Annotated in this window: 21 protein-coding genes and 1 riboswitch; of the genes, 15 read left to right on the top strand and 6 right to left on the bottom strand. The window is 49.1% G+C overall.

The window, feature by feature from the left end:
- Positions 1-40 precede the first annotated feature (40 nt).
- The 3 genes from KNO95_RS07430 to KNO95_RS07420 form a co-directional block, all read right to left on the bottom strand.
- Entirely contained in the window at positions 41-766 is a 726-nt protein-coding gene (locus tag KNO95_RS07430; RefSeq protein ID WP_214703336.1) for a DUF4261 domain-containing protein, read from the bottom strand.
- Between the two features lie 85 nt (positions 767-851).
- Positions 852-3,173 (bottom strand): ABC transporter permease, encoded by a 2,322-nt coding sequence (locus KNO95_RS07425; protein ID WP_214878585.1) that lies wholly within the window; start codon positions 3,171-3,173, stop codon positions 852-854.
- Between the two features lie 12 nt (positions 3,174-3,185).
- Positions 3,186-3,884 (bottom strand): ABC transporter ATP-binding protein, encoded by a 699-nt coding sequence (locus KNO95_RS07420; protein WP_214878582.1) that lies wholly within the window; start codon positions 3,882-3,884, stop codon positions 3,186-3,188.
- Between the two features lie 161 nt (positions 3,885-4,045).
- Here KNO95_RS07420 and KNO95_RS07415 point away from each other — a divergent pair, with 161 nt between their 5' ends.
- Together KNO95_RS07415 and KNO95_RS07410 are read left to right on the top strand one after the other, a co-directional pair.
- Positions 4,046-4,876, top strand: a complete 831-nt coding sequence (locus tag KNO95_RS07415) for a DegV family protein (protein ID WP_214878579.1) — start codon at positions 4,046-4,048, stop codon at positions 4,874-4,876.
- A gap of 289 nt (positions 4,877-5,165) precedes the next feature.
- Entirely contained in the window at positions 5,166-6,845 is a 1,680-nt protein-coding gene (locus tag KNO95_RS07410) for a sensor domain-containing diguanylate cyclase (protein ID WP_214703339.1), read from the top strand.
- Between the two features lie 43 nt (positions 6,846-6,888).
- Here KNO95_RS07410 and KNO95_RS07405 read toward each other — a convergent pair whose 3' ends face one another.
- Positions 6,889-7,530 (bottom strand): homing endonuclease associated repeat-containing protein, encoded by a 642-nt coding sequence (locus KNO95_RS07405; protein ID WP_214878577.1) that lies wholly within the window; start codon positions 7,528-7,530, stop codon positions 6,889-6,891.
- 452 nt (positions 7,531-7,982) lie between these two features.
- Here KNO95_RS07405 and KNO95_RS07400 point away from each other — a divergent pair, with 452 nt between their 5' ends.
- The 6 genes from KNO95_RS07400 (at position 7,983) to KNO95_RS07375 (ending at position 13,883) form a co-directional block, all read left to right on the top strand.
- Positions 7,983-8,795: an undecaprenyl-diphosphate phosphatase gene (locus tag KNO95_RS07400; protein ID WP_214699698.1), complete on the top strand. Its 813-nt coding sequence runs from the start codon at positions 7,983-7,985 to the stop codon at positions 8,793-8,795.
- An 80-nt stretch (positions 8,796-8,875) separates the two neighbouring features.
- A riboswitch (FMN riboswitch) is annotated at positions 8,876-9,018 on the top strand.
- A gap of 152 nt (positions 9,019-9,170) precedes the next feature.
- Positions 9,171-10,235 (top strand): bifunctional diaminohydroxyphosphoribosylaminopyrimidine deaminase/5-amino-6-(5-phosphoribosylamino)uracil reductase RibD, encoded by a 1,065-nt coding sequence (gene ribD / locus KNO95_RS07395; RefSeq protein WP_026825327.1) that lies wholly within the window; start codon positions 9,171-9,173, stop codon positions 10,233-10,235.
- On the top strand, positions 10,235-10,876 hold the full coding sequence (gene ribE, locus KNO95_RS07390; RefSeq protein ID WP_214878575.1) for a riboflavin synthase: 642 nt from the start codon (positions 10,235-10,237) through the stop codon (positions 10,874-10,876). The genes ribD and ribE overlap by 1 nt, the downstream gene beginning before the upstream one ends.
- Positions 10,876-12,051, top strand: a complete 1,176-nt coding sequence (gene ribB, locus KNO95_RS07385) for a 3,4-dihydroxy-2-butanone-4-phosphate synthase (protein ID WP_026825329.1) — start codon at positions 10,876-10,878, stop codon at positions 12,049-12,051. Before ribE ends, ribB begins: the two co-directional genes overlap by 1 nt.
- 5 nt (positions 12,052-12,056) lie before the next feature.
- Complete coding sequence (gene ribH / locus KNO95_RS07380; protein ID WP_214878573.1) at positions 12,057-12,521, top strand: 6,7-dimethyl-8-ribityllumazine synthase; 465 nt, start codon at positions 12,057-12,059, stop codon at positions 12,519-12,521.
- A 126-nt stretch (positions 12,522-12,647) separates the two neighbouring features.
- Entirely contained in the window at positions 12,648-13,883 is a 1,236-nt protein-coding gene (locus KNO95_RS07375) for an HD domain-containing phosphohydrolase (RefSeq protein WP_214703341.1), read from the top strand.
- 39 nt (positions 13,884-13,922) lie between these two features.
- Here the strand turns inward: KNO95_RS07375 and pruA are convergent, their stop codons facing one another.
- Entirely contained in the window at positions 13,923-15,467 is a 1,545-nt protein-coding gene (gene pruA / locus KNO95_RS07370) for an L-glutamate gamma-semialdehyde dehydrogenase (protein WP_026825331.1), read from the bottom strand.
- 171 nt (positions 15,468-15,638) lie between these two features.
- On the opposite strand from pruA, the gene KNO95_RS07365 reads away from it, so the two are divergent.
- From KNO95_RS07365 to KNO95_RS07345, 5 genes are all read left to right on the top strand, one after another.
- The gene (locus KNO95_RS07365) at positions 15,639-16,442 is read left to right on the top strand and encodes a nuclear transport factor 2 family protein (protein WP_214878571.1); all 804 of its coding nucleotides are present in this window, start codon (positions 15,639-15,641) and stop codon (positions 16,440-16,442) included.
- A gap of 12 nt (positions 16,443-16,454) precedes the next feature.
- On the top strand, positions 16,455-16,889 hold the full coding sequence (gene bcp / locus KNO95_RS07360; RefSeq protein WP_214703343.1) for a thioredoxin-dependent thiol peroxidase: 435 nt from the start codon (positions 16,455-16,457) through the stop codon (positions 16,887-16,889).
- A 125-nt stretch (positions 16,890-17,014) separates the two neighbouring features.
- Positions 17,015-17,242: a hypothetical protein gene (locus KNO95_RS07355; protein ID WP_214703344.1), complete on the top strand. Its 228-nt coding sequence runs from the start codon at positions 17,015-17,017 to the stop codon at positions 17,240-17,242.
- 31 nt (positions 17,243-17,273) lie between these two features.
- Positions 17,274-17,855: a DUF2335 domain-containing protein gene (locus KNO95_RS07350; RefSeq protein WP_214878569.1), complete on the top strand. Its 582-nt coding sequence runs from the start codon at positions 17,274-17,276 to the stop codon at positions 17,853-17,855.
- A gap of 256 nt (positions 17,856-18,111) precedes the next feature.
- Entirely contained in the window at positions 18,112-19,473 is a 1,362-nt protein-coding gene (locus KNO95_RS07345) for an alanine/glycine:cation symporter family protein (RefSeq protein ID WP_214878567.1), read from the top strand.
- A 37-nt stretch (positions 19,474-19,510) separates the two neighbouring features.
- Here the strand turns inward: KNO95_RS07345 and KNO95_RS07340 are convergent, their stop codons facing one another.
- Entirely contained in the window at positions 19,511-21,214 is a 1,704-nt protein-coding gene (locus KNO95_RS07340) for a methyl-accepting chemotaxis protein (RefSeq protein WP_214878565.1), read from the bottom strand.
- Between the two features lie 214 nt (positions 21,215-21,428).
- On the opposite strand from KNO95_RS07340, the gene gatC reads away from it, so the two are divergent.
- On the top strand, positions 21,429-21,719 hold the full coding sequence (gatC, locus tag KNO95_RS07335; protein ID WP_012727041.1) for an Asp-tRNA(Asn)/Glu-tRNA(Gln) amidotransferase subunit GatC: 291 nt from the start codon (positions 21,429-21,431) through the stop codon (positions 21,717-21,719).
- Between the two features lie 11 nt (positions 21,720-21,730).
- The gene (gatA, locus tag KNO95_RS07330) at positions 21,731-23,173 is read left to right on the top strand and encodes an Asp-tRNA(Asn)/Glu-tRNA(Gln) amidotransferase subunit GatA (RefSeq protein ID WP_214878563.1); all 1,443 of its coding nucleotides are present in this window, start codon (positions 21,731-21,733) and stop codon (positions 23,171-23,173) included.
- The last annotated feature ends 11 nt before the right edge of the window (positions 23,174-23,184 follow it).

The following is a 23,184-nucleotide window of genomic DNA, read 5'->3' as shown; positions in this document are numbered from 1 at the left end:
AAAATTAAAAACGGAGCACCGTTAACGGCACTCCGACAGGTTATTCTGCTGCTTGCGGCACGAGGTAAATCAAGCCGAACGGGTTATGCAACAAGTTGTCAATCGTCGTCCGCTCGTCTTCGCCCATTTCGACCGTGAAGGCACGACCGTCTTCGAAAGCGAATCGGTCACCATCACCGAACATCGTTCCTCCTGAGATGAGATGGAAGTTGAACGAGTGAATCACGTGGATGGCATCTTCAATATCGAGTGTCATCGGCACGGCCACATCTGCATGACCGAACGCTTTCATTCCCCATGACATATAGGCGTTCTCTTCTTCTGTGATTGCGGTGAGGAGTGAATAGTCGAGCGCGAGATCTGCTTCTTTTGACTCCTGCCATTCTTCTTTTGAGTAGGCGACGCCGGCCGATTCGACCATGACACCGAGCCCGCCTGCGTTTAATACGGCGTTCGCGGCTCGACGTGCCGCAGCGACGTCTGTCAAATCGTTGACGTCGACAATCAAGTAGACGACGTGTGTGTGACGTGCGAGTCCTTTCGCGATTTTCGGTGTGAACCCGCCGGAGCTCGCGTGAATCATTGCCTCGGCTAGAGCAGGGTCACGTTCTACGGCTTCTACGGTGAACGCTTTTCCTGTTTCGTCTTCAAGCAACAGCAGACCGGCCATTGTGTAGCCTTCACTATGTAAACTGATTTGTTCGCTTACGCCTTCTACGGAAGACCAGTTTCCGGGAATGGCGAGCATAACTTGTGTACGATTCATGTCAATCATCCTTTTCTGCAAAAAGTCAGACCCCTCCTCAAGAGAGGTCTGGTCTATCCTCTATTATGCCCTATTTTGGCATAAATTATTCTTGATATGACTTTAATACTTCCTGAAGTGGGATTTGATCGATCTTCCGTCGGCTGACGAACGTACTCATGAAGAAGAGGAGAGCGACCGCGCCAAGCGTGTAGACGATATAAATCCATTCGAATTCAAGCGGAAGAACGAGCCCGTAATCTTCTGCGAAAACGACGATGATGACTCGGAGTGTCAACAGGGCAATCGGAATACTCAAGAGAGCAGAGACGAGTGCGTAGATGAAGTAGCTGTTCAAAATCATCGAGCGGACTTCTCGTTTCTGATACCCCATCACTTTTAAAAGCGAGATCACGTAGTAGTTCTTCTCGACCGTGAGCGCCGTCAGAACGAACAGGATACTGAAGGCGATGAGGGATGCTCCGCCGATTAAGACGTTCATCATGAAGTTCATATATTGATTGATCGACTCGGACTGTTCAATCAATCCTTGGCGGGACAAAATGGTCGGATAATCCGACTCATTCGGACGCTCCGTCGCATAAATCCCGTTGAACAGGCTATCTGTCACTCCGTCACTTAACAGTTCACTCAATTCTGTTCGGGGCAGGTAGGCGAAGTCTCCGGAAAATTCATCGGCGATGCCAATGATCGGGTACGTCAGCGTGTCTCCGTCGAGGTCAACGTCAATTTCTTGTCCGGTCTCAAGACCAAGTTTCAGGGCAAGCGAGGAAGAGACGATCAACCCACCGGATTCCGGTACCAACTTGTCCCCGTCCTCATTCTGAAGCGGAAACAATGTGTTGTCGTCACTCAACCCTTTCAAAGTGATGAGTTTGTCTTCGACAAAGGCGAACGGGTAGGTGAGGAACGGCTCTTGACCCTCTTCTACAGTCGGTGTCGAATCCGTATAGGCTTCATATTCATAGACGGCATCGTTCAATCCTCCCACGGTCATTCGGTCGACGGCACCGTTCATCATGAGGGCGAAGATGATGAGGATTGTTGAGAACAAGATGCCGAGGAAGAAAATCAAGAAGCTCCCCGTGCTCTTAACCGCATACAAATATTTAAATTTCGTCTTGCCGCTCGCCTGTTTCAACAGTCGACTGACGAGACGGCTGAGTCGATTGAGCGAGACATTGTCTCGCGGTGACAGGAGGGCGAGGGCGCTCTCTCCCATGATTTTATAGATGACCCCGCCCGCGACAAGCGCGAAGAAGAACAGTGGGGCAAATACAGCCGTCAAAAAGACAAGCGGACTTTGGGCAATCGTGATGGACGGCAAGAGATAAAAGTCGAGATACAGTTCTTTTAATGGATTTGCGAAATAGAGTCCGAGGAAATAACCGATGATGAGCATGAAGAAAGCGAAAATTAAGATAAGCACTAGATAAGGCGCGGCGATTTGACGGCGACTATATCCGATTGCTTTTAACAGTCCAATTTGACCACGTTCGGCCTCGAGCATATTCGAGATTAGAATGGCGACGATGATGACGGCGATTGAAACGATAAACAAACTGAGTCCGAGGGCCATCGCCTTCCCGGATGAAATTTCACTATAGATGGCGCCGCTTCGGATGATGTTCTCGGTTTCCATGACCGAGACGACAAAAGGTAGTTCGAGGTCGGTCTCAACCGTTTGGTCGGTCACACCTGATAATCGGAATGACTCTTGTCCGACAATTGACTCGAACGATTCATCCGTCATGAGAAGAAGCGTTTGCGAACCCGGGTCAAGATTGAATAAATTATCATCGAAGAGTGGAAGCGTGTAGTCGGGGAAGAGGACAAACCCGCTCACTGTGAACGGTCGACCGAGATCGATCATGTCCCCGACTTCAATTCCATTCTCTTCTGCGTATTTTTTATTGAGGGCGACCTCGTCGTTCGTGTTCGGTCTGTCACCTGCTTCAAGGTAGGAGCGATTGATCGTGTCCGATTCTTTAATTAACAGTCCGCGATGTTCGGCACCATCGAGTGTGTACGTGATGGCTTTCAAATCGCGCAGTTCAATCGTCGCATCCGGCATTTCTTTTTCGACCGCATCAATTCGTGAGGTGATGAGACGGTTGAAGACGCCCTCATCGGCTCGTTTGATGTCGGATAAGGTGAAAGTACCTGTACTTGCTAGGGCGGCGACATCGGGGTCACGCAGCTCTTCTTCCGTTACCCGGTTGAGCATCTCAATGGCGAAATCTTCTTGGTTCGATTGCTCTAGATATTCTTCGGTCGGGACCTCGATTCCGCTGATGCCGTAAAACATCATCGTGTATGTGAGCGAACTCATGACGATGATGATAGCAATGGCAAGGAGTTGCATCCATTTTTTACTTAATGTCTTCCACACATTTTTATAAAGCATATCACCACCTCCTTATCCCCAATGGATGTCCCGTGCCGCGACCCGGATGTCATGGTGGGTCACTTCAGTGATTCGACCGGAGTTCATCTTGATGACATCGTCTGCCATCTCACTGATGCCATTGTTGTGCGTGATGACGACAATTGTTTTTTGGTATGTCTCGTTCAAACGCTCTAACAGCTCAAGCACCTTTTTCGAATTTTCTTCGTCGAGCGACCCCGTCGGTTCGTCACAAAAGACGAGGGCCGGATTTTTAGCAAGGCTACGGGCGACCGAGACGCGTTGCTGTTCGCCACCGGACAATTGATACGGGTATTTATCACGTGCTGCCGCGAGTCCGACCTGTTCGAGCAGGTCATCGATCGAGAGTGGGTCTTTCGATAGATCGGATCCGAGTTGCACGTTCTCATAGACGGTCAAGTTTTGAAGGAGGTTGTATTGTTGAAAGATAAAGCCGAGGTGATCGCGTCGAAATGACGTCATCTGCTCAGTAGACAAATCAGTCAGGATGGTGTCCCCGAACGTGATTTTGCCGGATGTGACGGTGTCGAGCCCACTGATGACATTGAGTAGTGTACTTTTCCCACTTCCGCTCGGACCAAGAATCACGACGAACGCGCCATCACGGATGGTGAGGTCGATGTCTTTCAAGGCGGCTGTTTCCACATCGCCTGTCTTATAGATTTTATTGACGTTCTGTAGTTGAATCATATTAAACACACCTCCTTCATTCGTTATACATACTGTACCCTTTTCGAGAAAAGATTGGTCATCAAGCACATAGGATGTTTTGAAAAAATAGTGAAACCGCTTCACCTGTGATAAAATAATATAACCAGGTACTAATAAACTTTTTAAAGGGAGAACTTTTCATGAAGATTGCCTATATTACAGACAGCACAATTGTCCTTCCGGATGCTTTAACGAAACATCCTGACATCCATATCGTTCCACTTTACGTCGTCAAAGGGGATCAACCGTATAAAGACGGAATCGAAGTCGATGCGACAACCGTATACGAGTGGATCGATGCGGGGGAGCGCGTGTCGACGAGTCAGCCTGCAATCGGAGAATTTGTCACGCTCTATGAAAAATTGAAAGAAGAGTATGACATGGGAATCGCGATTCACTTGTCATCGGACTTAAGCGGGACGTATTCGGCATCTGTACAAGGGGCCGAGATTGCGAACTTTAAATTACTCGCCATCGATTCACGGGCAGGCATCTACACGATGGGACTCATGCTTGAGGAGTTGATTGAACGGGTCGAACGAGGCGATGCGCTCGAAGACGTAGAAGCCTACATGAAGGTGCGCGTCGAGGACGTCCGCATCGAATTGACAATTCAAAATTTGACGCAAATGCAAAAAGGCGGACGAATCTCCAAATCGAAGGCGCTCATCGGGAACATGCTTCAATTGAAACCGGTACTACGATTTGAGGATGGGTTGATCGTTCCGTATCAAACGGTTCGCACATACAAGAAAGCACAGGCTCACTTGTTCGAAGTGTTGCGTGCGGCAATCGAGTGCGGCGAGTGTCAAGACGTTTCGATTTTTCACGGGAACGTCCCTGAACTTGCTGAGGAGTGGAAACAACGACTCGGTGACACGATTCCGATCCGAGTCGATACGCTCGCACCACTTCTCGGGGCGCATACGGGCTCCGGGTCAATCGGAATTTCTTATGTTAAAGCGAAGTAATGGTTAAGGGCGGTCCTTCTGTGAGGGCCGCCCTTTCTACGTATTCTTCTGTTTCCGTAAATAGAGAAATGTGATGGTAAGCGAATAGATGAACAAAAACGTAATCAGGAATAGAGAAAAGTCCATGGTTAGCCCCCTTTTATAAAGGTTGTTGCCGACATCAATATTAGCGAAACATTGAATTGGGAATCTTTTCAATATTTCATTGTCTCAACTTTCAAACAATTGCTGGAATGTTTTTGCATTACGGGTCATACTAGAAAAAATGAACGAGAAGAGGGGGGAGACGATGCGATTTCGGAAGTATCTGGTTCGGAGCTGGCTCGCGTGGATGCTCGTCTTCACGGGTGTGACTTATTTGACCATCCAACACCTTGATTCGTTCGATTGGCCGTTGTTTTGGTTTATTTATACGCTTGGTGCGTTGTTTGTCATGAACCCGCTCAAACGTAGACATTTGCATTTCACGTTTCATGAGATGTTCGTCTTCATCACTTTTTTCCTGTATGGACTTGCTCCAGCTCTCCTGATGGGGCAGTTACTCCTTCTTACATTTCAGGCACGGGCCTTCAATCACAAGGTCGGACGCAGACGATTCTTGCATTTTTATCCGCTCAACACGGTGATTGAAAGTCTCCTCGTCTTGTTACCGGGACTCACCTATATTGGACTTGGAGGACGAATCGGAGAATCTGTTCACTTGATTCAACAAGGCGTAGCGATGCTCGCATTTTTAGGAATGCTCTTTTTCATGCTCACGATGAGTTTTGCCCTGTCTTACTTTATGGTCGGGGAACGAATCCCGCTACCGATCATGTTCCGTCTGATTCGTTTCGACTGGCTTGTCGTATCGCTCGAATTGTTATTTACGATGATTGCGATTGAGGCATATTTATTGTTCGATTATGTCGGCTTTATCGTCACGTTCTTCGTCTTGTCCATTTTAAAAATGACAATGTCAAAAGCGACGGAGACGGAAGAGACGAAATCCAAAGTCGACCAGGTCGAACGTTTGAAGGAACAGTTATATCGAGTAAATAGCGAGCAGCTGTTGATTGAGAAATTTTGGAACGGACTACGTGACATTGTTGAAGTAGAGCGTGGTTGGCTTCAAGTCAACAGAAAAGGGGAACGGACGTTTTATGACATGATGGGTCGCATCATCCCTAGTGTGCCGGACGCATTTATAATCGAGCGCTATCAAGATGTAGATGAGTCGTGTTTCGTCTACGACTCGTTACATGAATGGCATCCTGAGCTGCAACGACAACAACAGGAATTGCATCACTCGGCGCTTGTCATTCCACCGGTTTGGGGAGCAGAAACGGCTGTCAGCTGCATGGTATCGACGACAGCCAACGGGGCATACGAGACACCGATTGCCGTCGAAGTGAACAGGCTCCTTAAAACGTTATCGTGGTCAATCGAGCGAATCGACGAACGCAATCGTTTGCAACAGGAGAGTTTGACGGACCCACTGACTGGATTACATAATCAGCGGGCATTACGGAGTTGGACAAAAGAACGATTAAACGATGTCGCCTCTTATCCACTCTCGCTCTTCCTCATCGATTTAGATCACTTCAAGTCAATCAACGATACGTATGGACATGCGTTCGGAGATGAGGTGTTGATTGAAGCAAGTCAACTCTTCACACGAAATGTCCGGGCGACGGATTTGGTGACACGATACGGAGGAGAAGAATTCGTGTTCGTCTTCCCGAGAATGGATGAGGAGGCAGCCCATCTAGTCGGTGAGAAGATACGGGAAACCTTGAAACAGCATGATTTTGGGACAGAAGGAATGCGAATCACCGTGACGGCGAGTATTGGGATTGAAACGATTCATGAGTATGAAGACCTCGATACGGTATTGAGGCATGCGGACAGGGCTATGTATGTCGGGGCAAAATTCAATGGACGTGACCGGGTCGCCCACTATCGCGACCTATCGACAGAAGTCAGATAAAAGGAGGACCTCCGCACGGGGATCCTCCTTTTGTATGAAATGATTATGAGTTCGTATTATAAAGTTCAGATTCAACCGCATGAACAGCGGCTGACCAGGAGCCATAGCGATGTAAAATGGCTTTTGTTGAAGGTTTGTTATTCCGCTTCGCCCATTCACGATACGCTTCGAATGAAAGCGAAAATCCCATTTCTTGAATGGCTTCACGAAGAGCATCGGATAGTTCTGTTTTCGAATAGGTCACACTCGCCTCAAGGCCCGCTTCGGCACAGGCATCATGCCACGAACCGAACGTTTTGACGATATGATAATGGCTCGGTGCCTTCGGATGGAGCTTTCGCCATTGCTGATACTTCTTCAAGGTGATAATCGAGCCCATGTCTCGCGAATAAAGTGCGAGCGTCTCGACGATGTCCTCACGTGTATACTTCGGCATTTTGTCTGGCAATTCGACAGTAGATTCTCCATGCCATTCATAGCCTGCGATGGCAAGTGCCTCAGCCCATGACCCGAACTGACGAATGATGGATTCAGGGGATGGCCATTTCTGTTCCATCGCGAAGCGACGGTAGACAGACCGGCGTGGACGTTCCTTCAGCAAGTCCCCGAGAAGGCGGATGCAATGGATCATCCTTTGCTGTTCGGTGGACAAGTGATGGGATTTAGTGGATAGCGTTTGATTCAATGATGGTTCCTCCTTCCGTGGACTCAAATCTGAACCGACAAAGATGAAAAAAATGCTTCTACAATCATACTATCGGATTGTTTTTCGGATTTATTAACGTGAATTTGAAATTTTTTAAACAATTCCTAAGAATTAGGTAGGACTAAAGACTCTGTTGATAATTTCAAAAAATGGTAACAGCTCTATTACAAATTAAATCGAATATCGTGAGAAATGTAAACATAAAGTTTTAATCATCCAAAATTGTCATATTTTATAAAAAAGTACCCAACTGGAGAGTTGGGGTCATCGCCTTCGCTCCAGATGAGTACCCTTCTATAATAAATTTAATTTTCAGACTAATCAATCGAATTATGAAATTAGTTCAAAAAAAATTAAACGACTGGTCAATGAAAGTCCGATTCTGCTAAAATAGCCGCATTGAGTGAAAAACAGAAAAGAGGATCATCACTATGACAGTTTGGTTATTTTATACGTTGCTTGGATTGATTCAAGGTTTCACTGAGCCGATTCCGATTTCATCGAGTGGACATCTCGTTATCTTCCAAGAACTATTTAACATTGACTTGCCGGGATTGTCATTTGAAGTTTTCGTAAACTTCGCTTCGCTTCTCGCTGTCTTAACGATTTATCGAAAAGATGTTGTTCGCCTCATCGTGAGTTTGTGGACCTTCTTATTCAAAAAAGACCGAACGGACGAGACGATGGTCGATGTGAAGTTCATCGGATTACTACTCGTTGCAACGGTGCCAGCCGGTGTCCTTGGTGTCCTTTTCGGGGACTGGATCGGAGAAGTGCTCGGTGGCGTGGCGACAGTCGGGTATACGCTCATCATTACGGGACTCGCCCTTTGGTTCATCCGAAACATGCGAGGGAACAAAGGAGACGGTGGCATCACGCTTCGTGACGCCGTATTGATCGGGCTCGCGCAAGCCGTGGCACTCATTCCCGGAATCAGTCGGTCCGGGGCGACGATCGTCATGGCGATGTTACTCGGCATCAAGCAAGAATCGGCACTTCGTTTCTCGTTCTTCCTGTTCATCCCAATCAGTCTCGGGACGATGATTTTGGATGGTCCGACGCTCTTTACGAATCCGGAGACGCGTGACTTGTTCGGTCCGCTCATCCTGGCATTCATCGCATCTTACGTGTTGACGGCCATTTCGTTGAAGTGGTTCCAACACATCATGGCGAAAGGCGAATTGAAATATTTCTCATATTATTGCTGGATTGTTGGACTTCTCGTCGTCCTCTTTCTCGCATAATCGGGACGCTACTCTCACGAGTGGCGTTTTTTGTTTTGCGTAATAAAAATAATTGCGATACAGTAAATCTGTACAAACAAATATTCCTTCGGGGTCGGGTGAAATTCCCAACCGGCGGTGATGGGCCCATGCCCTAAGTCCGTGACCCGGGCGCACGTGTGCGAACGGTGGATCTAGTGAGACTCTAGAGCCGACAGTATAGTCTGGATGGGAGAAGGAACAAAAAACAGGTCCGCGTGACCTGTGCTTCGTCGTACGCTTTTCTGTATAGAAAACGTTTATTTGGCTTGCCCAAAAGCGACGGAACCCTCCCACCAAGACCCTAAGGACCTTTCCTTAGGGTCTTTTGTTTGTACGGAAAAAGGAGGGAGAAAGATGAAACAGTACATGGAACAGGCCATTCAATTGGCCAAATCAGCCGATGGTCAAACCGGTGTCAATCCGCTCGTCGGCGCCGTGCTCGTCAAAGACGGACGCATCGTCGGAATGGGTGCCCATCTCAAGGCGGGCGAACCACATGCAGAGGTCCATGCCATCCGGATGGCTGGTCCCGCTGCATACGGGGCGACATTATATGTCACGCTCGAACCGTGCTCGCATCAAGGCAAGACGCCGCCGTGCGCAAATCTGATCGTGGAATCGGGCATCAAACGTGTCATCGTCGCCATGAAGGATCCGAACCCGCTCGTTGCAGGCAATGGGATCATTCGTCTTCAAACGGCCGGTATCGAGGTCGAAGTCGGTCTGCTTGAGGAGGAGGCGCGGGCATTGAATCCCGCGTTCTTGCGGTCGCTTGAGACGAAACGACCGTATGTCATCTTGAAGACGGCGACGAGCCTCGATGGGAAAGTCGCCTTGGAGACGGGAGAGAGTCAATGGGTGACAAGCCCGGAAGCCCGTCGTGATGTGCATGAACTACGTGCCACCGTCGATGCAATTTTGACCGGGATTGGCACGGTGCTTGCGGATGATCCGTCGCTCACGGTTCGATTGGGTCATGAGACGCGTCAACCGAAACGGGTCGTGCTCGACCGTGACCTACGATTACCGTTCGCCAGTACGCTGGCCCGGACCGCAGAAGACGTCCCGGTGCTCCTCTTCACTTCGTCTGATGAAGCAGAGCGACGTGAACGAGCTCAAGCTGTCGGCGTCGAATTATTCGATTATACGTCGCTCGGTATGGTCCTCGAAACACTATACGCGAATGGAATCGGGCGTGTATTGATTGAGGCCGGTCCGACGCTCGTCACATCACTCCTTGACGGAGGCTACGTGGATGAATGGGTCGCCTATCAATCACCACGAGTGTTCGGCGGGAAACATGGCGTCTATCGCTCACAACAGGTTGGTTCGATTGAGGACATCTCCCGTTTTATGATTCATCAGGTCGAAACGGTCGGACCCGACTTGAAAGTCGTCCTTCGAAAGGGGGCGTTCTGATGTTCACGGGAATCGTAGAAGAAATCGGGTCGGTCAAAACGGTCAAGCGCAACGGGCCATCTTTACGACTCGTCTTGTCAGCTGAGAAAGTGCTCGATGATGTGAAGCTCGGGGACAGTATCGCCGTGAATGGGATCTGTCTCACGGTGACGACGTTCGATGCCGCGACGTTCTCTGTCGACGTCATGCCGGAGACATTGAAAGCCTCTAGTTTAGATGGGGTCAAACCGGGAACACGTGTCAATCTCGAGCGGGCGATGCCGGCGAACGGACGATTCGGCGGGCATTTCGTATCCGGCCATGTCGACGGGGTCGGACGAATCACGAAGAAACGACAGCTCGCGAATGCGGTGTATGTCGACATCCGATGTGAACGTACGCTTCTCTCCTACATCGTACCGAAAGGCTCGATTTCCGTAGACGGAACGAGCTTGACCGTGTTTGACGTGTCGGAGCGAGGATTCACACTATCGTTAATTCCCCATACGTATAGCGAGACCGTTCTAGGAACGAAACAAACTGGTGATTTGGTCAATTTAGAATGTGATCTGTTAGCAAAATATATGGAAAAAGTAATCGGGCAGTCGAAGATGACACTCGAGTCGTTGGCGGAACAAGGATATGGAAAGGCGGGATGGTAATGTTTGATTCGATTGAACGGGCGCTTGAGGAATTGAGACGAGGACGTCCCATCATCGTCGTGGATGACGAGGACCGCGAGAATGAAGGAGATTTTGTCGTACTAGGAGACAAGATGACACCTGAGACGATGAACTTTTTGATTACGGAAGGGAAAGGGCTCGTTTGTAGCGCTGTCGCGGAAGAAGTGGCGGCACGTCTTGACCTTTCGCCGATGGTGACGAACAGTACGGACCCGCACGGTACAGCGTTTACGGTCAGTGTCGACCATATCGATTCGACGACCGGGATCTCGGCGAGGGAACGGTCTCACACTGTTCGTGAACTGGCGAACCCGTCTTCCCGTCCTTCCGACTTCCAGCGACCGGGGCATCTATTCCCGCTGATTGCGAAAAAAGGAGGCGTCTCGGTTCGCCGAGGTCACACCGAAGCTTCAGTTGATTTGGCGCGTCTCGCGGGAAGTGAGCCGGTAGCAGTCATTTGTGAAATCATTCGAGAGGACGGGGAGATGGCGCGCGTACCCGATTTGGTTCAAGTCGCTGAACGTCATGGGTTGGCGTTCATCACAATCGAAGCGCTAGTCCGGTATATGGAGACAAACCTCGTCACGCGCGAAGCAGACGTAGCGCTACCCTCATCGAAAGGGACGTTTCGAGTGATTGGCTACGAGAATCGGTTTGACGGGCAGGAGCACGTAGCCCTCGTCACCGAGACGCTCACGGACATCCCGCTCGTACGCATTCATTCGGAATGTTTGACGGGTGATGTTTTCGGGTCGTTCCGGTGTGATTGTGGTCCGCAACTCGATGCCGCGATGGCACGAATCGAGCAGGAGTCAGGCATCGTGCTTTATATGCGTCAGGAAGGGCGGGGCATCGGGCTGTTGAACAAACTGAAGGCGTATGCACTTCAAGAGAAAGGATTGGATACGGTCGAGGCGAACGTGGTACTCGGGTTTCATCCGGACATTCGGGACTACCGGGTGAGCGCGGCGATGCTCCGTGACCTCGGAGTGAAGCGTGTCCGGCTCATGACAAACAACCCTGAGAAAGTCGATGCCTTGGAATCGTGTGGCATCATGGTCGTCGAACGCGTTCCGATTCATGTCGGAGCGCACGAGGCGAACGAATCGTATCGAATGACGAAACAACTCAAAATGAATCATATTGGAGGATGAAGGACATGACCTATACATTTGAAGGAAACTTAGTTGGAGAAGGGTTAAAGATTGGAATCGTCGTCGGCCGGTTCAACGACTTGATTACGATGCGTCTGCTTGACGGGGCGAAGGATGCTTTGAAGCGTCATGGGGTGAAAGAAGAGGATGTATCGCTCGCGTTCGTCCCGGGTGCGTTCGAACTTCCCCTCGTCGCGAAAAAGATGGCGATGAGTCAAAACTATGATGCGGTCATCACGCTCGGTGCCGTCATCCGTGGTGCGACCCCACACTTTGATTACGTCTGTAACGAAGCGGCAAAAGGGATCGCACAGGCGAGCTATCAATCCGAAGTCCCGGTCATCTTCGGCGTGTTGACGACGGAGACGATTGAACAGGCGATTGAGCGTGCGGGAACAAAAGCAGGCAATAAAGGATGGGAAGCGGCGACTTCCGCCATCGAGATGACCAATTTATTGAAACAAGTATAATCAAAAGCCGGGTGGTCACCACCTGGCTTTTCAAATGGATAAACTAGGATAAAAAGACTGAAAATTGGGTAAAAGAAGTGCATGGAACGATTGATTTCATTTTAGTTGATAGGGGAGGTTTGGCACGTGGCAACTTCGCATGAATCATTGACGTTACAGTTACAACAACAAGAGCGACTTCATCACCTGCTTTCGTCACTCCTCAATCGCTTTTTGACGACAGAGATTGCGGATTTTAAAAAGCGGGTTGACCAGTCGCTAGCCGAACTCGGACATTACTTTGCGGTCGACCGCGTCTATGTGTTTGATTACGATTTCACGAATCAAGTCTGTCATAACACGTTCGAATGGTGCGCCGAAGGGATCACAGCCGAGATCGCCAATCTTCAAGACGTGCCAATCGACGTATTGCCGGAGTGGGTCAACACGCACGTGGCGGGCGAGACAATGTATATTCCTCGTGTAGTTGACTTGCCAGAAGACAATGCAGTCCGCGCAATCCTCGAACCACAGTCGATTCAAAGTCTGCTCGCGGTCCCGATGATGCAAGGGGAAATGTGTCAGGGATTTGTCGGATTCGATTCCGTTGTAACAGAGCGAACGTACACGGAATATGAACAACAAGCGTTACAAGACTTTAGTAGCGCCCTTCTTGGAGCCGTTGAACGCCATCGGATCGAGGCGAGCCGGGAAGAAGCGCAGCGTGTTCTCGCGCAGCGTGAGAAAGAATTGATCGATTATCAAGAAGGACTCGTTCGGACGCTTTTACGCCTATCGGCTCTCCGTAACAATGAGACGGGGAACCATATCGAACGGGTGCAGGATTTATCGACGTTATTTGCGTCGATTTTATATGAACACCATCATCCAGATGTCTCACTGCTATTCATCGAAGGGATTCGACTAGCGGCACCGCTCCATGACATCGGCAAAATTTCGGTCCCGGACTCAATCCTACTGAAGGCGAATACATTATCCGATGAGGAATGGGTCCTTATGCGTGACCACGTGTATGTCGGAGGCGAAGTATTAAAAGATTTGCAGGCTCAGTTCCCTCAAAATTACTTCATCCAAATGGCCTATCATATCGCGCTCTATCATCATGAACGCTGGGATGGGACTGGGTATATTAAAGGGTTGAAAGGTGAAGAGATTCCACTTGAAGCGCGGATTGTCACGATTATCGACGTGTATGATGCACTCAGGACCGTCCGGCCTTATAAATCTGCCTTTTCACACGAAGACGCGATTGCAACAATGCGAGACATGCACGGGACGTTCGATCCGAACTTGTTCGAACTGTTCCTCCTTCTTCAAGAAGAGATTGCGATTATGTTTGATCAGACATTTAAAGCACACTGAATCAAAAGAGACGACCCTAAGGGACCGTCTCTTTATCAATTAGAACGTTTCAGATGTTGTCTTCGCTTGCATGTGGAGATGGATATAATCCGGGCCACCTGCTTTTGAATCCGTTCCGGACATGTTGAATCCACCGAACGGCTGATAGCCGACGATTGCGCCTGTACAACCACGGTTGAAGTACAAGTTACCGACATGGAAGTTTTGGCGAGCAAACTCTTGATTTACACGGTCGCGCGTGAGCACCGCACCCGTCAAACCGTACTCGGTGTTGTTCGCAATCTCGATTGCTTCTTTGAAGTCTGTTGCTTTTGTGAACGCGACGACTGGTCCGAAGATCTCTTCTTGCATGAGGCGCGCTTTCGGGTCAACGTCTGCGACAACGGTCGGCTCGACAAAGTATCCTGTCGAGTCATCAGCGTTTCCACCTGCGACGATGCGTCCTTCTTCTTTTGCGACATCGAAGTACGATGTGATTTTCTTGAAGGCTGCTGCGTCGATGACTGGTCCCATAAAGTGTTCGTTCTTCTCTGTGTTCCCGACAGAGAGTTCGTTCGTAAGTTCGACGACACGATCGAGCACTGTGTCATACACACTGTCGACGATGACGGCACGTGAGCAAGCAGAGCATTTCTGACCTGAGAAACCGAAAGCCGACTTGACGATTGATTGTGCAGCGAGTTCGAGGTCGGCTGATTCGTCGACGACGATCGTGTCTTTTCCGCCCATCTCTGCGATGACGCGTTTGAGCCAGATTTGCCCTTCGCTCAATTTAGAAGCACGTTCGTTGATGCGAAGGCCCACATCACGTGATCCTGTGAAACTGATGAAGCGCGTCTTCGGATGGTCGACGAGGTAGTCACCGACTTCTGCGCCCGGTCCAGGGATGAAGTTGAGCACGCCTTTTGGAAGACCTGCCTCTTCCATCACTTCGACGAATTTCGCAGCGATGATCGGTGTCGTTGAAGCTGGCTTCAAGAGAATCGTGTTACCGGCCACGATCGCCGCGACTGCTGTACCGGCCATAATCGCGAATGGGAAGTTCCATGGGCTGATGACGATCCCGACCCCGAGTGGGATGTAGTCATAACGGTTGTATTCGCCTGGACGACTCTCGACTTTCTTACCTGGTTTGAGTTCGAGCATTTGACGTGCATAGTATTCCATAAAGTCAATCGCTTCCGCCGTATCCGCATCTGCTTCGTTCCATGGTTTACCTGCTTCTTTGACGAGGTAAGCCGAGAACTCATGTTTACGTTTGCGGACGATGTTCGCTGCTTTGAACAAGACGTCTGCACGGACGGACGGGTCGACATGGCGCCATGAGTCAAACGCTGTGAGTGCTTCTTGCATCGCGCGTTCTGCGAGCTCTTGGTTCGCCTTTGAGACGCGACCGATCACTTCTTCTTTGTTAGCCGGGTTGTAAGACGTGATTTTACCTTCCGTCGTAACCTTTTCCCCACCGATTACGAGCGGATAGTCTTTCCCGAGCTCACCGTTCACTTTCTCGATTGCCGCTTGGATAGCATCGGCATTCTCTTTTTGTGTAAAGTCTGTGAATGGTTCATGTTTGTATGGAATCATTCTCGTTCCCCCTTAAAGTGATGTTGAGCGATAAAGCGCTTACGTCTGTATTGTATCGAAATTATGACCGAAATCCTAGTGAAACAATTTTCCAGAAACACATGACATTGGAGCGTTAAATCGAGACATGATAGGATGGGGGAGAAGGCAGCTTTAGAAAGGACGAACAACATGAAAAAATGGTTCATTCCGCTACTCCTTGTCTTTGCACTCGGGGCATGTGGCAACGATGAAGAATCGACGGTAGAAGAAACGGAACGGCCATTGCCGGATGCCGTGACGGAAGTGTATGCGAACTATCAAGCGGCGCTCGAGTCGGGCGATGCTGAAACGCTCGCGAGCATCGATTATGCCGGACGGTTAACCGATCTTCCGGCAACCGGTGCCGTCACCCGCCAAATTGCCCCAGGTGACATCTATGAGAGTTGGGTCAACGAGGACGAAGATGTGGCATTTCTTGTCCACGAAATGGTCGACCAAGACGGAAATCCGCTTCCGAACCGACTCAGCAAGGTCGCTGTGAAGGAAGGGGAGGACTGGTCACTCGTCATCACACCGGCTGCATTGCCAAAGGATGTGATCGCCGATGTCAGCGAGCTCCTCATCGGGGTGGATGCGAATGAATACGGGGTCAATGCCGAGGCGAACGCCCGTCTTGCTGAGATTCCGGAGGATGAGGCTGGTCCCATTTATGATCAAGTCAATGCCCAGACCGACTATATGGCGCTCGAGGCAGACAATAACGTCTTCCTGCTCATGGCAGAGACGTTGACAGTCGAGGAGAACCAAACGATCATGACCGATTATTTTAAAGCGTATGCGAAATGGTATACGGACAACGAGGAGACACTTCGAGAAGCGGCTGCGACGGAAAATCCGATTCAGTATATCGAAGTGCTGGACCCGCTAAAAACTAAACTAGAAGAAGCAGTCGATGGTTACGACGAACAACTCGTCGACCCGTCGTTTGGCTAAGGAGGAAAACAGATGCTCGCACCAACATTCTCATTACTGAATCAAAACGGAGACATCATTTCGCTTGAAGATTATCGAGGTAAAAAGGTCGTCTTGTACTTTTATCCCCGCGACTCGACGCCGGGTTGCACGACAGAGGCGTGCGACTTCCGTGATGCGATGCCGAAAATGGAAGGGGCGGTCGTCCTCGGGATTTCGGCGGACAGTCAAAAGAAACATCAGAACTTCATTACGAAGAATGACCTGCCGTTTGATTTGCTCGTTGACGCGGACCATGAGGTGTCGGAACTTTATGGCGCATGGCAGCTGAAGAAAAATTACGGCAAAGAGTACTACGGCATCGTCCGTTCGACCTTTCTCATCAATGAGGACGGCTATATTGAAGAAGAGTGGCGCAACGTTAAAGTGAAAGGGCACGTCGAGGAAGTTGTGGCTGCTTTAAAGTAATCATGATTACTTAGTGTTACTTAGCACACTATATAGTTATTTTACTTGCTAACGTAAAAATAGTATAATTTTAAAAAGATCATTAATAAAATAGCGTATGTTTTTTTAAACAGGAGGAATAAAAAATGAATAAGTTAATGACTCCTAAGAAAAATAAAACATCTTTCACTTTATATGAATATGCGAACGCATTTAATTTATCTAGAATGAAATCGAAGAAAAAGACGGAAGTTTTTCATATTCAACACACAAATCCTACAAATGACTATGAATCCTTCCAACGAGATTGGCTAGAAATCAAAAAAGATTTTGAATCTGCTATTGAAGAATTTGAGAAAAAATATAATTTGTGATTTCAAAAAATGAAAATGTGAGGAAATCTTGATGCAGAGTCCTGATGATCACAATGTTAATGATGAAATTGATGTCGTAGAAAATACACAGGATATTGAAAATCATGAAGAAGAAATTCTAGATATGATTAAGCATGATAATCAAGATGTTTACAATAAACTGAACGAAGAGGAGCGTCTTTCTTTAGAGCGTACTTTTACAAAGACAGTAGAGAGAAGAATGCGATTCTCAGGTCCTTTGCCACATCCAGAACATCTAAGACAATATGCTGAGGTTTATGAAGATGCCCCGAAAGAAATCTTTGAAATGGTACGGAAACAGATGGAACATAGGCATGAAATTGAAATAAGGGAATCTGATTTACGGAAATCAATTGTTAACAAAAGTTCATTTAACAATAATTTAGGTGTTATACTTGGCTTTATTTTAGCGCTTACATTTGTTATTGGAGGTCTTACTTTAATTGCAATAGACAAAGCAGGTTATGGTTTTACCGTCATTGCAGGTGTTATTGTAAGCTTAGTAAGCATTGTTACGATTAGAAAAATAGGTGAAAAAGATTCGAGTGAAGACGAAAATGAATCTGATGACGATAAACAAGAGAGCAAATAGAATAATTTGTTTTATGAATTCGATTAATATTTTTTAATCGAGTTCTTTTTTATTTAAACTCATATTGAAAATATTACAATCATATTTCGAAAATAATTTCAGAAAGCTTATAACAACAAGGTCGAAAGGGAAATGTAACAATTATATAACGAGTTGAAACCGCTTACTTACAATACCTTGCCTTGACTCGATTGCGAATGTTCTGAAAAATATAGGGAGAGCGCTCAAATCAAGAACGTAGGAGGAGAGCAACACGGTGAATCAAATTGAAAGTTGGCTGGCGAGTTTGTCAAATCTCGTATGGGGGCCACATTTATTAATCTTACTCGTCGGGACGGGAGTCTTCCTGACGATTCGTCTTGGCTTTATTCAGGTGACGAGGCTAGGTGTCGGCTTGAAAGAGGCATTTATTCCGAAGAATGATAAACCGAAGAAGAAGCAACGAGGGGACATCTCGCATTTCCAGGCACTCATGACGGCATTGGCGGCAACGGTCGGTACCGGAAACATGGTCGGTGTCGCGACGGCGATCGTCCTCGGGGGACCGGGTGCCGTCGTGTGGATGTGGTTATCTGGTTTCGTCGGAATGGCGACGAAATATGCGGAGGCGATCCTTGCCGTCAAATATCGTGTCGTCGATGAACGCGGTGAGATTGCCGGGGGACCGATGTATTACTTAGAACACGGATTGAAGAAAAAGTGGCTCGGTATGTTGTTTGCGTTATTCGCATCGGTCGCAGCCTTTGGTATCGGGAATGGGGTACAGACAAACTCGATCAGTCTCGCCCTGAACAACTCATTTGACGTCCCGATGATTGTGACGGGAATCGTCATGATGGCCGTCACAGCGTTCGTCATCTTAGGTGGCGTCAAATCGATTGGGAAAGTTGTCGGCATATTCGTACCGTTCATGATCTTAGCGTATGTCGGAAGTGGGCTCGTGATTCTCATTATGAACCTTGAATTGGTACCAGGTGCCTTATCGACGATGTTCTCGAGCACATTCAGTGCCGAAGCCATCGGCGGTGGTGCATTAGGTGCAGCGATTCGCTACGGGGTCGCGCGCGGTGTGTTCTCTAACGAGGCAGGGCTTGGATCTGCACCGATCGCGGCCGCGGCAGCGAAGACCGACTTCCCGGGACGACAAGCACTCGTTTCGATGACACAAGTTTTGATTGACACGCTCATCGTCTGTTCAATCACGGGGCTCACGATTGTCATAGGTGGTCAATATACGGAAGGGCTTGAAGGGATTGCCTTGACACAAGCGTCATTCGCGTATTTCTTAGGACCGATCGGGGAAATCATCGTGACGGTCTCACTCGTCTTCTTCGCCTATTCGACCGTCCTTGGCTGGTGCTATTATGGGGAGCGTTCGGCGTATTATCTACTTGGGGAGAAAGTGATCGTCCCGTATCGTGTCCTCTATATTTTAGTCGCAGGACTCGGTGCGATGACGACGAACTTGAATTTGATTTGGTCCATCTCGGATGTGTTCAACGGTCTCATGGCGATTCCGAACTTGATTGGACTACTGTTCCTCTCAGGCGTGGTTGTCGCCGAGACGAAACGATTCGAACTCGAACGTAAAAAAGAAACGGCGCAATCTGTCGCCTGATAAGAAAACCCGCCTGACATATGTCGGCGGGTTCTTTTCATACCTTGAATTGGCGAATCAGTGAGTCGAGTTCTTCCATCTTTTGTTGCGATTGTTCAGTCGCGTGGTTCAGTTCGGTGAAACGTTCGACGGACATCGTCACTTTTTCAGCAATCTCCTGCGTGCCGAGTGCCCCGTTGTTGACGGTCGTCGCTACATCTTGAATGACGCCGATCATGTTCGAAGTCAACTGCTCGAGTTCTCCAGCAGCAGTGGCGAATTCGGTCGCGGTCGTCTCAAAACGTCCTGCGTCCGAGCTATATTGTCCGGCCGCCACTTCCAGTTGATCATAGTCTTTCAAGACGTTCGTGTCGAGGAAGTTGAGCATCTGTCCGGAGCTCTCGTTCAAATGATCGACCGAATGAAGGACGGTTGTTGAGATGACTTGAATGCGTTCGACGGTCGCCCGGCTCGTCTCGGCGAGTTTTCGGATCTCGTCGGCGACGACGGCGAATCCACGTCCGGCCTCACCAGCACGTGCCGCTTCGATCGATGCATTGAGCGACAATAGGTTCGTCTGAGCGGCGATGTCGAGGATGTCGTTTGTGAGCGTCGCAATTTCACGGACGGCTTTCGCATCTTGCATCGCTTTCTCCAAGTTTGCACGCGTCGACTGAAGGACGCTGATCGCGTTCTCTTTCGCCTCCACTGCGTGCGACTTGAGGGAGAGGGCGCGTTCATCGATTTGTCTCGCTTCCGTTTTTCGTTCATCGGCCATCGTCACGATGTGGTGAATCGTCCGCTCCATATCTGAGGCGGAAGCGTTCATCTCTTGTGCGCTCGCCGCCGTTTGTTGCATACCGGCGGTCAAGTCTTCTGTCGTCGCAGCGGTCGTCGTCATATATGTGTCGAGTTCTTTCAACTCTTCGTACATATGTGTCGATTGTTTCGTCACCCCTGTCGTCACGTCGTTCACTTGAAGAATTAACTGACGCAGGTTGGCGATGAACTGATTAAAGTCACGTGCGAGTCCGGCGAACTCGTCACGGCGCTTCACAGGAATCGACGTCGTCAAATCCCCATCACTCGTGGCGAGCTCATGCATCTTCGTTTTGAACTCTTTTAGTGGTTCAAAGATTGATCGGAAGATGAAGAGCATCATGAGGATTGTCATGACGGCAGCGATTCCAAGGACGATAAATAGTGTGAGTTGAACTTGGTCGAACAGCTCAGCGGCGGCGGCTGTGTCTGTCTGGATTTCCTCGCGATTCAAGTTGACGAGGAGGCCAAGGGAGTTCGAGAGTGTATCTGCGCTTGCATCGGCTGTATCACGGATATATGTTTCAGCGGCAGCTGTACCTTCTTCGTTTGAGATACGAAGAAGTTCACTCATCACGTTCTGATAGTCGGTCCAATTCGCACTTGTTTGATCGAAAAGTTGTTGATCCTCGTCCGCGATAATCGTATCGTCGTAGCTATCCATCCGCTGTTCTAAAATCGCGACGGACGTTTGAATGTCCCGCTCAATGTTTTGTTTCGTCACCGCGTCATCGACGAGGACGTGACGAACCAAGTGACGACGTATTTCGAGCAGCTGTTTATCAACTTGATGAATTTGGTCCATCCCAGGTACCCAGGAGACGGTCATGTCTTCTTGCGCTGCTTTTGATACGTTCAGGGCATACCACGAGTAACCGCTTACACCGAGAAGCAACACAAACATGATGCTAAAAGCAGTGATCAGTTTATTCCGAATCGACATACGATTCCTCCTTACGAATCTGTTCTACCTTTAGCATAATCAGAATCTGTCATCGACCGTATAGCTAATTTCGAAAGCGGGTCAATATTCAGACGAGATTCCCCTACTTTATTAAAAATGACACAATTTGAAACGAGATAGATTTTCTTTTTTGTCTCATGAAAAAGTGGTATGATAATGAACGATGTATTGAAAACTGTTGGAGGTGGGAATTTTGGCTCGCATTACAGAAGCTGAAGTTCGGCACGTCGCCGGACTTGCCCGACTTGCGATCACGGATGAAGAAGTGACGCACTTCACGGAGCAATTGACAAAAATTCTCGAGTTCGCCGAGCAACTCGATGAGCTGGATACAACGGGCGTCGAACCGACGACCCATGCCCTAGATTTGAAAAACGTACTACGCAAAGACGAGGTTCGTCCATCGCTTCCACGTGAGGAAGTCGAACGGATGGCACCCGACTGGGAGAACGGTCAAGTCCGTGTCCCTGCGGTCTTTGAGTAAGGAGGCCTTTCATGAGTTTATTTGACCACGGTGTAGCGAAACTGCACACGCTATTAAAAGAAGGCGAAGTCACGGTCACGGACCTCGTCAAAGAGTCGTTCGACCGAATCGAAGCGACAGATGATCAAATCGGTTCATTTTTGACACTGAACGAAGAGGCGTTCGAACAGGCGAAACGTATGGATGAGCTCGCGAAAACGTCAGACAATCCACTCTTCGGCATGCCGATCGGCGTGAAAGACAACATCGTCACGAAAGGGATGCGCACGACATGTGCCTCGACGTTCCTTGAGAACTTCGTCCCGGCACACGATGCGACAGTCGTCGAGCGTCTTCATGACGCCGGTACCGTCACAATCGGGAAGTTGAACATGGACGAGTTCGCGATGGGTTCTTCAAACGAGAATTCCGCGTTCAAACCAGTAAAAAACCCATGGGACCCGACACGTGTACCAGGAGGTTCTTCAGGCGGTTCAGCGGCATCGGTCGCAGCTGGGCAAGTCCTTTTTAGCCTCGGTTCGGATACAGGTGGTTCGATTCGTCAACCGGCCGCTTATTGCGGTGTCGTCGGTATGAAACCGACATACGGTCTCGTCTCACGCTTCGGTCTCGTTGCCTTCGCGTCTTCACTTGACCAAATCGGTCCGCTCACGCGTACCGTTGAAGACAATGCTTACTTATTGAATACGATTGCGGGACACTGCGATATGGACTCCACGTCAGCCGAGGTTGAGGTGCCGGATTATACGGCAGCGCTCAACCAAGATTTGACGGGGATGAAGTTCGCTCTCCCAGAAGAGTTCATGGCAGAAGGTGTCGCGCCTGGCGTCCGTGAACAGATTGAAAAAGCGATTGAGACGCTCAAGTCTCTCGGTGCGACAATCGAGACGGTCTCAATTCCGTCCGTAAAGTATGCCCTCTCGGCTTACTACTTGCTCGCCTCGTCAGAAGCCTCTTCAAACTTGGCTCGTTTCGACGGCATCCGTTACGGACGCCGCGCTGAAGCAGACACGCTCGACGAAGTATTCACGTATTCGCGTGAACAAGGTTTCGGTGACGAGGTGAAGCGCCGGATCATGCTCGGGACATATGCGCTCAGCTCTGGTTACTACGATGCGTTCTACAAGAAGGCCCAGCAAGTCCGTACCCTCATGAAGCAGGACTTCGCGAAAGTGTTCGAAGCGTATGATGCGATCGTTGGCCCAACTGCTCCGACGACAGCGTTCAAACTCGGCGAACAGCTCGACGATCCGCTCACGATGTACGCGAACGATATTATGACGATTCCGGTCAACTTGGTCGGTATCCCGGCCATCTCGGTCCCGGCAGGTCTTTCAGAAGGACTTCCGGTCGGTCTTCAAATTATCGGGAACTACTTTGATGAATCAACACTTTACCGCGTGGCCCATGCTTTTGAACAAGCAAACGGCGGTTTCAAGATGCCACAGCTCTAAGGAGGACTTAC

The sequence above is a fragment of the Exiguobacterium sp. ERU653 genome (genome assembly GCF_018617775.1).
GTDB classification, from domain to species: Bacteria; Bacillota; Bacilli; order Exiguobacteriales; family Exiguobacteriaceae; genus Exiguobacterium; species Exiguobacterium marinum.
This window is presented reverse-complemented; position numbering and strand designations above follow the sequence as displayed.

Coding starts and splice junctions, on each gene's coding strand:
- KNO95_RS07430 (WP_214703336.1), bottom strand. CDS start 766: ATGAATCGTACACAAGTTATGCTCGCCATTCCCGGAAACTGGTCTTCC.
- KNO95_RS07425 (WP_214878585.1), bottom strand. CDS start 3,173: ATGCTTTATAAAAATGTGTGGAAGACATTAAGTAAAAAATGGATGCAA.
- KNO95_RS07420 (WP_214878582.1), bottom strand. CDS start 3,884: ATGATTCAACTACAGAACGTCAATAAAATCTATAAGACAGGCGATGTG.
- KNO95_RS07415 (WP_214878579.1), top strand. CDS start 4,046: ATGAAGATTGCCTATATTACAGACAGCACAATTGTCCTTCCGGATGCT.
- KNO95_RS07410 (WP_214703339.1), top strand. CDS start 5,166: ATGCGATTTCGGAAGTATCTGGTTCGGAGCTGGCTCGCGTGGATGCTC.
- KNO95_RS07400 (WP_214699698.1), top strand. CDS start 7,983: ATGACAGTTTGGTTATTTTATACGTTGCTTGGATTGATTCAAGGTTTC.
- ribD (WP_026825327.1), top strand. CDS start 9,171: ATGAAACAGTACATGGAACAGGCCATTCAATTGGCCAAATCAGCCGAT.
- ribE (WP_214878575.1), top strand. CDS start 10,235: ATGTTCACGGGAATCGTAGAAGAAATCGGGTCGGTCAAAACGGTCAAG.
- ribB (WP_026825329.1), top strand. CDS start 10,876: ATGTTTGATTCGATTGAACGGGCGCTTGAGGAATTGAGACGAGGACGT.
- ribH (WP_214878573.1), top strand. CDS start 12,057: ATGACCTATACATTTGAAGGAAACTTAGTTGGAGAAGGGTTAAAGATT.
- pruA (WP_026825331.1), bottom strand. CDS start 15,467: ATGATTCCATACAAACATGAACCATTCACAGACTTTACACAAAAAGAG.
- KNO95_RS07365 (WP_214878571.1), top strand. CDS start 15,639: ATGAAAAAATGGTTCATTCCGCTACTCCTTGTCTTTGCACTCGGGGCA.
- bcp (WP_214703343.1), top strand. CDS start 16,455: ATGCTCGCACCAACATTCTCATTACTGAATCAAAACGGAGACATCATT.
- KNO95_RS07355 (WP_214703344.1), top strand. CDS start 17,015: ATGAATAAGTTAATGACTCCTAAGAAAAATAAAACATCTTTCACTTTA.
- KNO95_RS07350 (WP_214878569.1), top strand. CDS start 17,274: ATGCAGAGTCCTGATGATCACAATGTTAATGATGAAATTGATGTCGTA.
- KNO95_RS07340 (WP_214878565.1), bottom strand. CDS start 21,214: ATGTCGATTCGGAATAAACTGATCACTGCTTTTAGCATCATGTTTGTG.
- gatA (WP_214878563.1), top strand. CDS start 21,731: ATGAGTTTATTTGACCACGGTGTAGCGAAACTGCACACGCTATTAAAA.